The following is a 14,648-nucleotide window of genomic DNA, read 5'->3' on the forward strand; positions in this document are numbered from 1 at the left end:
CCGACTTTACAAGGCGTGACCTGTCACAATCATATATCCGAGCATAAAGGCATTTAGACAGACAATCAACCCTGTCGCCGTCCAAGCCAGAATTTTTACATGCAGCTTATTTGCGAACGACCCCATTTTCTTTTTGCTGCTCGTGAACAACACCAATGGTATAACAGCGAATGAGAGCTGCAGGCTAAGAATTACCTGACTCCATACGAGCAAATCACCGGTACTTGACGGTCCGTAAATACCAACGAAGATCAGTGCGGGAATAATTGCGATAATCCGCGTAAACAAACGCCGCACCCACGGTTTGATACGAAAACGAATGAAGCCTTCCATGACAATCTGTCCAGTCAATGTACCTGTAATGGTTGATGACTGACCGGATAAGAGCAGGGCAAATCCGAACAAGAAGCTGGCAGCACCAGCGCCCATCACCGGGGTGAGCAGCTTATACGCTTCCTCAATACCGCCAACATGCTCACCAATCGTATGGAAAGCAGCTGCACCTAAAATAAGAATCGCTGAATTAACGAAGAAAGCGACACCGAGTGAAAAGGTTGAATCAATATAAGCAAATCGGACCGCTTCTTTTTTTCCTTTGTCTGTGTCATGATAATTTCTTGTCTGCACAATCGAAGAATGCAGATATAAATTATGCGGCATGACAGTCGCTCCCAATATGCCGAGTGCCAAGAACAATAACGATGGATTTGTAACAATTTCAGTTGAAGGAATATATCCTTTTAGTGCTTCAGATAAAGCAGGGTGTGAGAAAATCATTTCAAATAGGAAACAGCCAGCAATCGTAACCATCAATACCGTAATGATTGCTTCCATCCAGCGGAATCCTTTTTTCTGCAATAACAAAAGAAGCAGGACATCCAGTGCTGTAATAATAATCCCGATCATAATAGGTATATGGAAAAGTAAATTCAGCGCTATCGCTGATCCGAGTACTTCGGCCAAATCGGTAGCGATAATTGCAAGCTCCGTCAGCAGCCACAGCACAACCACGGCTTTCGGGCGAAACGCGTCTCTAGTTGCCTGCGCTAAATCCCGTCCAGTAGCTATACCCAGCTTGGCTGCGAGACCTTGCATGAGCATCGCAATCAAATTAGAAAGCAGCACGACAGCAAGCAGCGTATATCCAAAGGATGAACCCGCTGATATCGACGTCTCCCAGTTGCCTGGGTCAATGAAGCCGACAGCTACAAGCACACCCGGCCCCATAAAAGCAAATAGCTTTTTAAAAAAATGCCCATTCTCTGGTATTGCCACACTATGATTGGACTCTTCCAGACTTTTATCACCAGTCTTAGTGAGCCAGCCCTTATCCCTTTCTTTTCCCATACAAAATCGCTTCTTTCTTGTTGTATAATAGCACAAGTTTACCAAAGGAAACATTTTTAATCAAGGAAAACATAACGATATAAAAAGAGCTTTCCCGGATATCCAGGAAAGCTTTCTTTCTCCAAACTTACCCAAGCTGCTGCTGAAGAAAAGCAATAACTTCTTCTGGAGATTTCGCATTGGCGCTGTGCAGATGCGCAAGTTTTTCACCGTTTTGGAAGATAAGGATGCTTGGAATCCCCATTACTTCCTGTTCAGAAGCAACATCAGGTACTTCATCATTATTCAGCTCAAACCATTTATAATTACCATATTCCGCAAGAACTAAGTCAATAAACATGTCCATACGCTTACAATCCGGGCACCAGTCCGCGAAAAACTTTACGATAATCGGCTCCTCACTAGCAATAACCTCATTAAATCTTACTTTTGTGTTGATGTGTTCCATTCTCGTTTTCCCCCTTTTACATGTCTTTCTAAAGATACGGTACACACTAGAACGAAAGCAAGCAGTTAGCTCGCCGGTGCTTCTTCTATAAATGTAAGCTCAGGAACTAGCTTTGCCATATGTTTTTTCTTTGTCTCATATGCCGCCTTCATTTCTGGCAGCTGGTACATCGGTTCAATGCGATAGTCATGCCAGTCTGTAAAGGTTAAATAAGTCAAAAGGATACTTGGATTCGCAGCAGTGACAGTTTGTCCATCTTGTTCTAAATCAAATTGGAAAGCTGCGCCAATACGTCGGTCCGTTTCCTCCTGTGCCGCAATAAAGTTACCTAGCGAATAGATGGCAAGCGTCTTGTTGCCATCTTTTCCTGTCAGCCATTGTACTGGCTGCAAAACATGCGGGTGACTGCCTAATATTGCTGTTGCACCTTGATCTGCAACAAATTGCGCAAGTTGTTTTTGCTCTTCATTAGGATCATCTTGATATTCAGTCCCAAAATGAAGACTGACAATCGTTGCGTCGGCTGCTTGTTTTGTCCGTTTTATATCGTCTTTGATTTTTTGCTTATCTATTAAGTTGACGAGATAATCTTTTCCCTCCGGCACCGGAATCCCATTCGTCCCATACGTATAGCTGAGAAACGCAACAGAAATGCCTTCAGGTGTTGTTTCAATTGTTAGCTTTTCACTATCCTGCTTAGTTGCATACGCACCAGTATATGCCAAACCAATCTTTTCGTATTGTGCAGCAGCATGCTTAATACCGGCTTCTCCCTGGTCTAACGTATGGTTATTGGCCATCGTAACAACATCCACACCCACATCCTTCAAGGTATCGCCAATTTCATCTGGACTGTTAAAGGTTGGATAAGTGGACACACCGAGCGCTTCTCCCCCCATGATGGATTCCTGATTGGCTACCGTGAGTATCGTCTCTTTTAAGTAAGGCTTCACATCTTGAAACATTGGGTCAAAATTATAACCTGTCTTCGCCTTCGCTTCTGAATAAATAGAGCTATGCAACAGCACATCTCCAATAGCTGTAACCGAAACTGTTTTTGGAACCGGCTCCTTCTTCGCCTCCAGCTCTATTGTATTCTGCTTTACAGCTGTGACTGCTTTTGCTTCCTGTTTTGGTGTACCTCCGCCGCATGCCGTTAACATGACAAGAACCGTTAATCCAATCGTGATTGCTGTTTTATTCATTCTTCGCCGCCTGTCTGTGCGTATTTTACTAGTATTATATACGCAGAACAGAATGAAAAACAGCATTTTTTGTAGAAATTGGTATACATTCCCCGATAACGCGGGTACTGCTAACAAAGGAGGTTTCGCATGCAAACATTTTATTTTCAAGAAGACGGTACCTATCCGAACAAACTGCCCGTGCTGTATCATCCGAATGCAATTCATGATACCGATACAATGCAAGAAGTGTTCCGGGCGACTAACTGGAAAAACAGCTGGGTAAACGGGATTTTTCCTTATCATCATTATCATAGTACTGCCGACGAGGTACTCGGTGTTTTAAGCGGATATGCTGCCGTCCAGCTAGGCGGCCCCGCAGGCGAACAGCTGCAGCTAGCACGCGGTGATGTACTTGTTCTTCCAGCGGGTACGGCGCATAAACGGCTGCAGCAAACAGATGATTTTGAAGTAATCGGCGCTTATCCAAATGGCATGTCCTTTAATACAAAGACAGATAAACAAGGTGAATATGAACAAGCATTACAAGACATTCATCATGTCCCGCTGCCACAGCAGGATCCTGTTACTGGGAACTCCATTTGGCGTTAACTACATTTGTTTTGGTGCGCCTATACCGAGCAGACGAAGTCCTTCAGCTAAGACAGTTTTTACGGCAGTGACGATGCCTATTCGCGCTGCCAGCTTTTCGTCTTCTTCCAGGATACGCACTTTGCCGTAATAGCTGTTAAACGCTTGTGCTAGGTCAATCACATACTTGGCAATACGGGATGGATCATAATTAGCCGCCGCATACGTAACAGCTTCTGGGAATTGAAGCAATTGCGAAAGGATTGGCCATGCCTCTGCTGCTGTATCTTTATCAATCTCCGGACTGGTAAGATTCATCTCGCTTTTGGCAAGCAGTGTACAAGCACGGGCATGGGTATATTGTACATACGGACCTGTCTCCCCCTCGACTCGAAGCATATCTTCAAGTGAAAAGTCGATATCATGGATACGTTCCTGCTTCAAGTCGTGAAATAGCACTGCTCCTACACCTACTTGTCTTGCCACTTCTTCTTTATGAATCAGGTTTGGGTTCTTTTTGGAGATATTATCGTCTGCAAGCTGGATAGCCTGTTCTAATACTTTGTCCAGCAGCACCAGCTTCCCTTTACGAGTTGACATTTTCTTGCCATCTTGCAGTACCATACCGAATGGAATATGAGTAATACCATCCGCCCAGTCATATCCCATTTTCATCAGGACAATTTTCAGCTGCTGGAAATGCAGATTTTGTTCATGTCCGACAACGTATAAACTTCTCGAAAAGTTATACGTTTCCTTGCGGTAGATTGCCGCTGCCAGATCGCGCGTTGCGTAAAGTGTTGCTCCATCTTTCTTTTTGATTAAGCTGGGCGGCAGATTGTATGTATTTAATTCCACTACCTGTGCGCCTTCCGACAAACTGAGCAGCCCTTTTTGCTCTAGTTCTTTTACAACACGATCCATTTTGTCATTATAAAAAGCTTCTCCTGCGTCTGAATCAAACGTCACGCCCATCAGCTCATACACACGGCCGAATTCTTCCATCGACACATCACGGAACCAGCGCCAAAGCTTCTTGGCATACGCGTCTCCCTGCTCCAATTTGCGGAACCAGTCTCTGCCTTCTTGGTCCAGCTGCTCATTTTGCGCGGCTTCTTCATGAAAACGAATGTACAGCTTCAGCAGCTCCGGAATTGTGTTCCTGCGAACTTTCGCTTCATCTCCCCATTTCTCATACGCACAAATAAGTTTGCCAAATTGCGTTCCCCAGTCGCCGACATGGTTAATCCTTACAACCTGATAGCCCTGTTTTTCCAGCAAAAGACCGATGCTGCTGCCAATCACAGTAGAGCGGAGATGCCCCATGGAGAACGGCTTGGCGATGTTTGGAGACGACAAATCAATTGTCACCAGCTCCTTCTGTCCAACCGTTGAACTTCCGTACGCCGCTTGCTGTTGTTGAATCGTTTGCAGCACGTGGCTGCCTGCATGTTCTTTGTGGAGCGTGAAATTCACATAACCTCCCATTGCCTCGATAGCAGAGAATGCGGGGTTCGAAAGACTTTCTGCTAATTCACTCGCAATATACTGCGGCGATTGTCTTTTTTCTTTTGCTAATGCAAAACAAGGAAAGGCATAATCTCCATGCTGCAGCTGTTTCGGTCTTTCAATCATTTTTGTTGTTTCTTCTGTTGATTTGTTCAGTGCTTCAGCTACTAGTTCAGCTGCGATTGATTTGTACATGTCTCATTCCTCCTAAAAATAAAAATAACCCGTCTCTTCCATTTGGAAGAGACGGGTTATCCCGCGGTACCACTCTAATTGTCTTTTACAGACCAGCTCAACTTGTTAACGAGATTGATATCCCGGCACCCTCTACTTAATCGTTCGTTCAAGGCTGCTGCCAAGAAAGTCCGGTTCCTGCCGCCTTCCACATCCCGCTTTCACCACCCCGGGACTCGCTGCCGTTTCCTGCTGCAGTACTCTCTTTCTTATCGGCTTATATATATTGTTACTTATTATAACGATTTTAACGACAGATGCAACCCTCTGTTTAGAATTTTATGATGTCGGGAAAACTAGTCGTATCACAATAAAGGAGGATGATCGCATGGCTAAACAATATAATAACTATCAACCCGTACGCATGAATGGTGTGAGTCTATCGGATGCACGTGAAGTAACTTTCCGCAAAGAGTTTAAACAAGCGGATATTGCCGGCGGCTTCCACAAGAAGAAAAAACGATAATCTGTTCGAATCCTGCTGTTTCACAAAACAGCAGGATTTTTTTGTATACTTTTCCCTCTTTATGCCGTCGTTATATATAACAGGAAAAACAGGAGGAGAAAAATGATAACAATAAAGGACGTATCCCATCGCTATACAATGGGGAAAAAGGCAAAAGAAACAGTTGTCCCAGTGCTCAGCCATATAAATTTTCATGTACAAAAAGGAGAGATTGTCAGTCTTGTCGGCAAAAGCGGCTCCGGCAAGTCGACGCTGCTGCATATCATCGGCGGGTTTATCAAGCCGTCCAGCGGCGAAGTGGCAATTAACGGAACAGAGATTACTAGCTGGGATGAAGGCAGACTGGCTGATTTTCGCTTGCAGCACATCGGTTACATCTTTCAAAACTTCCAGCTGATTCCGAGTATGACCGCTGCCCAGAACATTGAATTACCCCTAATCCTTAATGGCACTTCCAAACAAATACGCAATCAAAAAGTGGCCGATATGCTGCGTCAGGTAGAACTCGAAGCATATCCCCACCATTATCCTTCTGAATTATCCGGCGGTCAGCAGCAACGTGTAGCCATCGCCAGAGCACTCATACTTGATCCGCCGTTAATTTTAGCGGATGAACCAACCGGCAGTTTAGATAGTGATACGGAGGCTGAACTCCTTGCTCTCATTCAGAAACTAAATAAACAAAACGGCATTACCTTTTTCTTAATCACACATGACCAAGAGGTTGCCGCTATTGCCGATCGACAGCTGGAAATCAAGGATGGACAGATGCTCCAAGCGAAAGGAGTGATGCCGGTATGACATTCGGAGATAAATGGCAATTTGTACGCCAAAATATGAAAAAGAATCGCGTTCGTGTTTTGATGACAATTCTTGCAGCTGCAATGGGAAGCTGTTTCTTAATTGTTCTCGCTTCTGTCGGTTTTGGTTTGCACGATTCGATCGTAAAGGATCAGCTGGAAAGCAGTGCGATCACAAAAATAGATATATATGGAAAAAATGAAGCGATTCAAATTGGCTTTACAGGCGAAAACATAGCTGAATTGCAGCAGATAGATGGCGTTAAAACAGTACGAGAAATACAGTACTTAGGCGAGACCTCTTACCATATTGACGGGTATACAAATGAGATGCCCGAAGCGATTGCAGTAGATTTTGAAAAGGAAAAACAAGTTGGTCTTGAGATAAAGAACGGCAGATTACCAGAAGCAGAAAATGAAATTGTCATCAGCAGTGATTTTGCGAAACAGCTCGTTCAGGATGATGTCGAAGAAAAAGATCTCTATGCGGATGACGGTATGATTAAAACGGAATATCAATACCAAGAGAATCTTCTTAACAAGGAAATCGAGCTGCAAGCATCCGCCACTGCAGAAGAAACTAATGAGTTAAAGACCACTACAGAAACGGTGAAAATTGTTGGCATCGAAGCAGCACCAGCAAATGAATATATCCATATGAATAGCGTCAAAACAACTCCTGCTTTGAAAAGAAAATTGGATGACGCATTACAAATGACAGACAGCTACACGGAGCAAGGAGATCCGCTATACAATCAAGTAGAAGTGTATGCCTCCAATGCAGAAGCAGTCGACGGTATCTTAACTTCCTTGGAGGAAAAAGAATATCAAGCCTACTCTAACTTAGAAGAACTCAAAAATATTAATGTATTATTTAATGTTGCCAAAGCTGGGCTGATTATCGTCGGCACGATTGCTGTTTTGATCGCATCCATAGGCATTTACAATACGATGACAATGGCAGTAACAGAACGGGCACCTGATATTGGTATTATGAAAGCTATCGGAGCAAATCCAAAAACAATCAAACAAATCTTTCTTATGGAAAGTACGTTTATCGGACTTGCCGGCGCATTGATTGGTACAGCAGTGGCTTACTTAATCAGCTTTTCCGTTAATACCGGGGTGCCAATTATTTTGGAACAAATATTCGCAGAGGAAATCCCAGAAACACTGCAGCTCTCTTCTATTCCATTCTTGCTCGTAGCTATTAGCGTGTCGATTTGTTTAATCGTAACGATTCTTTCCGGCTCCAGACCAGCTAAACAAGCGACAAATGTCGATGTCCTTCGGGCGCTGCGTCGGGAAATTTGAGCTTGCTGCAGCAAGCACCGGATCGAGAGCATTCTGACTGTGCTATGTGTTAGTTTCAAGCACCTAAGATGAAGGACAGAAAAGCGGAGTTTAATCCCGAAGCAGCGCTCTTATCTCCATTTCTGATAAAAAAGGACACTGCTATAATCGCAGTGTCCTTTGGTTTTATACACAGCTAAAACTCTATTGTCCCAGCTCTTTACGTATTTATAATCTTATGATCATGTCGATCAATATCATACTCATCCTTCAAATGTACAGGTGCCATCTTGACAATAAGCTGGAGGATAAATGTCGCCACAGCCAAATCATCCACTATTCCGATTCCGATGAGGAAATCTGGTATCAAGTCGAATGGAAAGACGAAATACAACACAATCAATGCAATGGCGGTTACCTTCTTCGCTGCTGCCACTTCTTTAGCAGTAAAGAATGCTTTTAGAAATGGGATCGATTTGCGGAAATTGAACAGAAAACGGAGCCTGCTCCATAGTCTGACCATATCATCCTTCCTTTCTGTCCAAGTGGGACTGCTTCCATTTTAAGGGATAGATAGCTTTTTCTCAAGAAATACGAAAAGCCCAGCATCTGCACGCTGGGCTTTTCGTTAAGCAATTTATGCTTTTTTCTTTTTAGATGCTTTTTCGCGTTCGTTCTTGTTAAGGATTTTCTTACGAAGACGAATGGATTCTGGTGTTACTTCACAGTATTCATCGTCATTCAAGTATTCAATCGCTTCTTCAAGAGACAAATCACGTGTCTTACGAATCGTAGAAGTCTGATCTTTATTTGCAGAACGTACGTTAGTCAAATGTTTCTCAACTGCGATGTTAACAGTCAAGTCATTGTCACGGCTGTGTTCTCCGACGATCATACCTGCGTATACATCTGTACCTGGAGCAGTGAAGATGATACCGCGGTCTTCTAATTTCATAATACCGTAAGTCGATGCTTTCCCTTGCTCAAGTGCAACAAGAACACCTTTAGAACGGCCGCCTACTTGTCCAGCAACAACCGGCTCATATCCGTCGAATGTATGGTTCAAGATACCAAATCCGCGTGTTTGGGACATGAATTCTGTAGAATAACCGATCAAACCACGAGAAGGTACACGGAATTCAAGACGCACTTGACCGTTACCTTGGTTGATCATATCAACCATTTCCCCTTTACGGGAACCTAGAGATTCCATAACAGCTCCAGTGTAATCTTCCGGTACGTCTGCTTGTACGCGTTCTACCGGTTCACACATTTTGCCATCAATTTCTTTTAGGATTACTTGCGGCTTGGATAGCTGCAATTCATAGCCTTCACGACGCATGTTCTCAATCAAAATAGACAAGTGAAGCTCACCGCGGCCGGATACAGTCCAGGCATCAGGAGAATCAGTTGGATCTACACGAAGACTTACGTCTGTCTCAAGCTGTGTAAGCAAACGTTCTTCGATTTTACGGGAAGTGATGTATTTCCCTTCTTTACCTGCAAACGGGCTGTTGTTCACAAGGAAAGTCATTTGCAATGTAGGTTCGTCGATACGCGGGATCGGAAGTGCTTCCGGCTTATCAACCGAGCAGACAGTTTCCCCTACGTTAATATCTTCAAGACCCGCAACGGCAACAATATCACCAGCTTTTGCTTCTGTAATCTCTGTACGTTTCAAGCCAATGAAACCGAATAGCTTCGTGATACGGAAGTTCTTCACAGAGCCATCTTTCTTCATCAAGGAAACTTGATCGCCAACTTTAACAGAACCACGGAAAATACGACCAACGCCAATACGGCCTAGGAAGTCGTTGTAATCCAAGATAGTAACCTGGAATTGCAAGCCTTCATCCGCATTGTCAATTGGTGCTGGAATGCTCTCCATGATTGTGTTGAAAATTGGGTCCATAGATTCATGTAGTTCTTCTGGATTTTCACCAGAAGTTCCGTTCAATGCTGATGCATACACAACTGGGAATTCAAGCTGATCGTCATCTGCACCAAGTTCGATGAATAGATCAAGCACTTCATCAATTACATGTTCAGGACGCGCACTTGGTTTGTCGATTTTGTTTACAACAACAACCGGAGTAAGCTTTTGCTCTAATGCTTTTTTCAATACGAATCGAGTCTGCGGCATTGCACCCTCGTAAGCATCAACAACAAGCAGAACGCCGTCTACCATTTTCAGTACGCGCTCCACCTCACCGCCGAAATCGGCGTGTCCTGGTGTATCCAATATGTTAATTCGTGTATCGTTATAGTTAATCGCAGTGTTTTTCGCCAAGATTGTAATACCGCGCTCTTTTTCCAAGTCATTTGAATCCATTGCGCGCTCATCCACGTGTTCGTTATCACGAAACGTACCAGAATATTTAAGCAACTGGTCAACCAAAGTTGTTTTCCCGTGGTCAACGTGGGCAATAATCGCGATATTGCGAATATCTTCTCTTAATTGCATGTATACATGTCTCCTCTTCTTCATGTAATCCTAACCGACTACAACCTGTTAATTATACCATAGTTCATGCTTGGTACAATAGGACAGGCAAACATTTACATTATAATATTATGGTAAAGCTTGCCCCGCCTAACTTAGATTTACCCGCTTGAATGGTACCATTATGCCTTTCCACGATTGCACGGGAAATCGCCAAGCCAAGTCCAGTTTCACCGCCGTCCCCTTTTACAAAACGCTGGAACATATTCGGCAATAACTCATCTGAAATCCCTGGACCATCATCTGAAATAGTAATCTCCACACTTCTGATACCGCTTGGCTGTACGGATAGATGAACCTGACTATTGGCGTGGCGGATGGCATTAGACGTTATATTCATCATTGCCCGAAGCAGCTTCTCTTTATCCCCACTAATTACAATGTCAGAAGGTTTATTGTACGTCATTTTAATATTTTTGTCGCTTACAAGGGGCAGTGCCCGGTCAATTGTCTGGTTGATAAGCTCTTTGATCTCTACTCGTTCCTCTTTATAAATTCCTTCTTCACTGTCCAGCTTGGCCAGCAAAATCATCTCGTTTATAAGCTGTTTTAAACGACTGATCTCGGATACAACAACTTCCAATCCGTGCTCCTTATCCTTGCCGGTGAAGACGCCGTCTTTAATTCCCTCGGCATAGCCTTGAATCGTCATGAGCGGTGTTTTTAATTCATGGCTGGCATTTTGGAAAAATTGGCGCTGTGACGTAATGTAGCGGTTCAATTCCTTCGCCATCTCAATTGCGCTTTGTTCTACTTCCTTAATTTCACCGCTCGCTTTAACCGATTTAATCTTATCAAATTCACGCCGCTGAATCTTTTTAAGCTGATATTTTAATTCAGTTAAAGGCCGCACTAAACGCTGTGTTAAGTAGGTGCTGATTAAGATTGCTATCATGACACCGATTAAGAAGACAAGCAGAATGCGCTGGAAGAAACTTTGCTGTACTTCTTCCAGTTCTCTGATAGGACGAAGAATAACCATATGTTGTTCTGGTCCAACCTTAATTGATTTAACAACAAAACTATTTTGCTTATCCTTCCAAATGGTGTTTTCACGCGTAGGAGCCGTATCGTGGTTTTCTGCAAGCCTCTCCGCATCTGACTTTACTAAGTTGGTATAGGTTACTTCCTCTGCTTGTTCGTCATAAAGAAACATACTAAGATCCAAATTATTTAGCATGGAATCAAGTGCAGGAACAGGGATTTCGTCTATGCCGCTTATTGTCGTGAGTAAAATCTGTCCGCTTTCCTCCAGTTGTCTCGTCTCATTGGTCACGAGTAAACTTTTCAATTGCGAATACAAAGTTATCGCTGTGAACCCCATCACAATGATAAGCAAAGTTGTGAAAGCTAGATTTAGTTGTGTTTTCAGCCTCATTCTTCATCCATCCTGAACCGGTAGCCAAAGCCCCATACCGTTTCAATAGGAATTCCCTCCATCTTTTTGCGAAGCCGTTTTACCAAGTCATCAACAGCACGGTCGCTGCCGAAATAATCTTCTCCCCACACTTGTGTCAGCAGCTCGTCGCGCGAGAAAGCACGGTTAGGATTTTGAACAAGAATTACGATCATCTCAAATTCTTTTGCAGTTACTTCCACTTCTTCTTCATGCCAGTAAACACGGCGTTCCCCTAAATGAAGCTGCAAATCGCCTGCTTCTAAATCCATCTGTTTCACTGCTGCCTGCATGTCAGGCTGGGTTTGCGGGTTCCATCTTTTGAAAAGTCTCTTCACACGTGCAACTAATTCGCGCGGGCTGAAAGGTTTAGTCAGATAATCATCGCCGCCTAGTTCCAAACCAAGGATTCTGTCAATTTCTTCATCTTTTGCCGAAATGATAATGATTGGTACCTCGCTTGTCTGGCGTATTTTATTGCATAGTGCATATCCGTCCATACCTGGCAGCATGATGTCCATGATCCACATATCCGGAACTTCCTTTTCTGCCAGCTCCAAAGCCAGTTCAGCTGTCTCGGCTACACTGATTCGGTAGCCCTCCTTTTTTAAGTACGCTTCTACTATATTTCGTATATTAGGATCGTCTTCTACAACGATAATATGATTTAACAAATGCTCGTACTCCTTTCTTCTCTATCGTTATTTTCCCATAAATCTGCGAAAAGAAAAGCCTTTCTCTTTGATTTATCTATTCCACATATTTTACATAATTGCTCCAAATAAATCCCAAAGCATGGCAGTAGAATAGGTAGTATAGAAAAACGCAAACAACATGAAAGAGGTGTCTTATATGAATAGAGATAACGACAAGCAATACGATGAATATCCAGAGGAGCCGCGGTATGATGCTTATAACGAACAGGGTCCTTCGTATACAGATGAAAACAGAAGATCTGAACAAAAAGAAGAAACGCCAGCTTACGGACATGCCATTCAAATAGATGAGCCAGTGAAACAGCCCCAGCAGCCTAAACAGAATGGCAAGGGCTGGACCAGTTTTATCAGTGGTATTGCTGGTGGTATTTTAGTACTTGCAATTGTCGCTGTCCTTGTATTCACAAATGTTATTTCGTTTAATTCTGACGCAGCAAGTCCTTCAACGATGGGGACAGACAATATATCAACCACTACATCCACTAATAAAACATTAGCAACAGAAACTAGCACAAAAAATCTAACTTCCGCCATTCAAAGTGCTTCTGCAGCAGTAGTGGGCGTAGAGAACTTGCAGCAAGCAGATTTATTCTCTGAATCACAGGAAGCAGGTTCTGGCTCAGGTGTTATTTATAAAAAAGAAGACGGAAAAGCGTACGTTGTAACGAACAACCACGTTGTCGAAGGTGCTTCCAGCTTGGAAGTAACATTAGCTAGCGGACAAACAGAGAAAGCCACATTGCTTGGCACAGATGAAATTAGTGATTTAGCTGTACTCGAAATTGATGGAACAAATGTTGATACAGTGGCTACATTTGGTACTTCAGATGATTTAACTGTTGGTCAGCAAGCTATCGCAATTGGTAATCCGCTCGGATCGGAATTTGCTGGTTCCGTAACCCAAGGTATCATCAGCGGTCTAGATCGTTCTGTTGCTGTTGATTCTAATAATGACGGAACAGAAGACTGGGTCTCGGAAGTACTGCAAACAGATGCGGCAATCAACCCTGGTAACAGTGGCGGAGCACTAATAAATGCCAATGGCGAGGTGATTGGTATTAACTCTATGAAGATTGCGCAAGAAGAAGTAGAGGGTATTGGTTTTGCCATTCCAATTGATGCAGCAAAGCCACTCATTAACCAGTTAGAAACATCCGGTAAAGTGGAGCGTCCTTATATCGGTATTGGCGCTGTCAGCTTGGATCAAGTACCGCAGGCTAGCAAGCAGCGAACATTGAACTTACCAGACGATGTAACAGCAGGTGTCGTGCTTGCACAAGTAGTAGAAGGTTCAGCAGCTGCAGACGCAGGACTTGAGCAATATGATGTTATCACGAAAATTGACGACCAAAATATTACTAGCATGGTTGATTTGCGTTCGTACCTTTATTCTGACAAACAAATCGGTGATGAAGTGAACGTGACTTATTATCGAGATGGCAGCAAAGAAACAGCGAAACTTACACTAACAAAAGAGCAAGCGACAGAAGTCACTAATTCTGCCGATCAACAACAACAATAAGCACAGCTTATTGATTAAATAAATTACGGCCGTATCCTACAAAGTTAAAAACATGATATCCCCAAAATGTCATACTAGCGGCCCTGGGCTTTGCCCCACCTTTCCAATAAAAAGCGATCATCCTGGATGATCGCTTTTTATTATATCTAACATGGAGGTGGGATAAAGTGGTTGAAAAGTACTTGCATATATCATTCGATATAAACAAGGTCGTTACCAGCCGCTCGTGCATATGTATTAAGATATACCTCAAGCAGGTTTACAAGTCCCCGGTAGTACCGTAGACCCTGGAGAAGACTGCCAATGCTTCGCATCGGGAGATAGAGCAAGAGTCTGGATTACCACACCTATCTTCAGAGCGGTTAATCACCAGTAAACCTTATCTGCATCCAGACAAACAAGAGCTGCAGGTGCGGCACTTTTTCTTGCTAGAAACAAAACAGCAGCTCCCTGCTGTATGGAAACATCGAGTAGTTAGAAATGGATTAGATTGCGGATTAGTATTTTGCTATACATAGTACGATCTTCATGCAGTCCCATCGTTAGCCGCTTCACAGGATGAAGCTCTTCCCTCTTATAAAAAATTATTAACCTGATTCTATGCAATATCTGTCACAGATCATGCTCCCGCCCAATACA

At 43.4% G+C, this 14,648-nt stretch carries 13 protein-coding genes and 1 other annotated feature; of the genes, 5 read left to right on the forward strand and 8 right to left on the reverse strand.

What is annotated here, in order from left to right; translation table 11 throughout:
* Window positions 1-6 precede the first annotated feature (6 nt).
* The 3 genes from CRO17_RS14530 to CRO17_RS14540 form a co-directional block, all read right to left on the reverse strand.
* A complete protein-coding gene (locus tag CRO17_RS14530) occupies window positions 7-1,347 on the reverse strand; it encodes an Nramp family divalent metal transporter (RefSeq protein WP_097043207.1) in 1,341 nt (446 codons plus the stop codon).
* A gap of 127 nt (window positions 1,348-1,474) precedes the next feature.
* Entirely contained in the window at window positions 1,475-1,795 is a 321-nt protein-coding gene (locus CRO17_RS14535; RefSeq protein ID WP_097043208.1) for a thioredoxin family protein, read from the reverse strand.
* Between the two features lie 65 nt (window positions 1,796-1,860).
* On the reverse strand, window positions 1,861-3,000 hold the full coding sequence (locus CRO17_RS14540; RefSeq protein ID WP_097043209.1) for a CapA family protein: 1,140 nt from the start codon (window positions 2,998-3,000) through the stop codon (window positions 1,861-1,863).
* Window positions 3,001-3,129: 129 nt separating this feature from the next.
* On the opposite strand from CRO17_RS14540, the gene CRO17_RS14545 reads away from it, so the two are divergent.
* A complete protein-coding gene (locus tag CRO17_RS14545) occupies window positions 3,130-3,591 on the forward strand; it encodes a cupin domain-containing protein (protein WP_097043210.1) in 462 nt (153 codons plus the stop codon).
* Here the strand turns inward: CRO17_RS14545 and argS are convergent, their stop codons facing one another.
* Complete coding sequence (gene argS / locus CRO17_RS14550; RefSeq protein ID WP_097043211.1) at window positions 3,592-5,274, reverse strand: arginine--tRNA ligase; 1,683 nt, start codon at window positions 5,272-5,274, stop codon at window positions 3,592-3,594. It lies immediately after the preceding gene.
* 44 nt (window positions 5,275-5,318) lie between these two features.
* Window positions 5,319-5,536, reverse strand: a binding site (T-box leader).
* 105 nt (window positions 5,537-5,641) lie between these two features.
* Between argS and CRO17_RS17380 the strand changes: the two genes are divergently transcribed.
* From CRO17_RS17380 to CRO17_RS14560, 3 genes are all read left to right on the forward strand, one after another.
* Window positions 5,642-5,779 carry a YfhE family protein gene (locus CRO17_RS17380; RefSeq protein ID WP_143596030.1) on the forward strand — a complete coding sequence of 46 codons (138 nt, stop codon included), beginning with the start codon at window positions 5,642-5,644 and terminating at the stop codon, window positions 5,777-5,779.
* A 102-nt stretch (window positions 5,780-5,881) separates the two neighbouring features.
* Window positions 5,882-6,580: an ABC transporter ATP-binding protein gene (locus tag CRO17_RS14555; protein ID WP_097043212.1), complete on the forward strand. Its 699-nt coding sequence runs from the start codon at window positions 5,882-5,884 to the stop codon at window positions 6,578-6,580.
* Window positions 6,577-7,893: an ABC transporter permease gene (locus CRO17_RS14560; RefSeq protein WP_097043213.1), complete on the forward strand. Its 1,317-nt coding sequence runs from the start codon at window positions 6,577-6,579 to the stop codon at window positions 7,891-7,893. The genes CRO17_RS14555 and CRO17_RS14560 overlap by 4 nt, the downstream gene beginning before the upstream one ends.
* A gap of 199 nt (window positions 7,894-8,092) precedes the next feature.
* Here the strand turns inward: CRO17_RS14560 and CRO17_RS14565 are convergent, their stop codons facing one another.
* The 4 genes from CRO17_RS14565 to CRO17_RS14580 form a co-directional block, all read right to left on the reverse strand.
* Complete coding sequence (locus CRO17_RS14565) at window positions 8,093-8,395, reverse strand: YkvA family protein (RefSeq protein ID WP_097043214.1); 303 nt, start codon at window positions 8,393-8,395, stop codon at window positions 8,093-8,095.
* A gap of 114 nt (window positions 8,396-8,509) precedes the next feature.
* A complete protein-coding gene (gene typA, locus CRO17_RS14570; protein WP_097043215.1) occupies window positions 8,510-10,336 on the reverse strand; it encodes a translational GTPase TypA in 1,827 nt (608 codons plus the stop codon).
* Window positions 10,337-10,436: 100 nt separating this feature from the next.
* Entirely contained in the window at window positions 10,437-11,753 is a 1,317-nt protein-coding gene (locus tag CRO17_RS14575; RefSeq protein ID WP_097043216.1) for a sensor histidine kinase, read from the reverse strand.
* Window positions 11,750-12,445: a response regulator transcription factor gene (locus CRO17_RS14580; protein WP_097043217.1), complete on the reverse strand. Its 696-nt coding sequence runs from the start codon at window positions 12,443-12,445 to the stop codon at window positions 11,750-11,752. The genes CRO17_RS14575 and CRO17_RS14580 overlap by 4 nt, the downstream gene beginning before the upstream one ends.
* Before the next feature lie 178 nt (window positions 12,446-12,623).
* On the opposite strand from CRO17_RS14580, the gene CRO17_RS14585 reads away from it, so the two are divergent.
* The gene (locus CRO17_RS14585) at window positions 12,624-14,009 is read left to right on the forward strand and encodes a S1C family serine protease (protein ID WP_097043218.1); all 1,386 of its coding nucleotides are present in this window, start codon (window positions 12,624-12,626) and stop codon (window positions 14,007-14,009) included.
* The last annotated feature ends 639 nt before the right edge of the window (window positions 14,010-14,648 follow it).

Origin of the sequence: Terribacillus aidingensis (assembly GCF_900215625.1) — a bacterium.
Taxonomy (GTDB): Bacteria; Bacillota; Bacilli; order Bacillales; family Amphibacillaceae; genus Terribacillus; species Terribacillus aidingensis.

Excerpts from the sequence above, each read along its gene's own strand:
- argS (WP_097043211.1), bottom strand. The coding sequence starts at position 5,274 with ATGTACAAATCAATCGCAGCTGAACTAGTAGCTGAAGCACTGAACAAA.
- CRO17_RS14540 (WP_097043209.1), bottom strand. The coding sequence starts at position 3,000 with ATGAATAAAACAGCAATCACGATTGGATTAACGGTTCTTGTCATGTTA.
- CRO17_RS14585 (WP_097043218.1), top strand. The coding sequence starts at position 12,624 with ATGAATAGAGATAACGACAAGCAATACGATGAATATCCAGAGGAGCCG.
- CRO17_RS14545 (WP_097043210.1), top strand. The coding sequence starts at position 3,130 with ATGCAAACATTTTATTTTCAAGAAGACGGTACCTATCCGAACAAACTG.
- CRO17_RS14575 (WP_097043216.1), bottom strand. The coding sequence starts at position 11,753 with ATGAGGCTGAAAACACAACTAAATCTAGCTTTCACAACTTTGCTTATC.
- CRO17_RS14565 (WP_097043214.1), bottom strand. The coding sequence starts at position 8,395 with ATGGTCAGACTATGGAGCAGGCTCCGTTTTCTGTTCAATTTCCGCAAA.
- CRO17_RS14555 (WP_097043212.1), top strand. The coding sequence starts at position 5,882 with ATGATAACAATAAAGGACGTATCCCATCGCTATACAATGGGGAAAAAG.
- CRO17_RS17380 (WP_143596030.1), top strand. The coding sequence starts at position 5,642 with ATGGCTAAACAATATAATAACTATCAACCCGTACGCATGAATGGTGTG.
- CRO17_RS14535 (WP_097043208.1), bottom strand. The coding sequence starts at position 1,795 with ATGGAACACATCAACACAAAAGTAAGATTTAATGAGGTTATTGCTAGT.
- CRO17_RS14530 (WP_097043207.1), bottom strand. The coding sequence starts at position 1,347 with ATGGGAAAAGAAAGGGATAAGGGCTGGCTCACTAAGACTGGTGATAAA.
- CRO17_RS14560 (WP_097043213.1), top strand. The coding sequence starts at position 6,577 with ATGACATTCGGAGATAAATGGCAATTTGTACGCCAAAATATGAAAAAG.
- typA (WP_097043215.1), bottom strand. The coding sequence starts at position 10,336 with ATGCAATTAAGAGAAGATATTCGCAATATCGCGATTATTGCCCACGTT.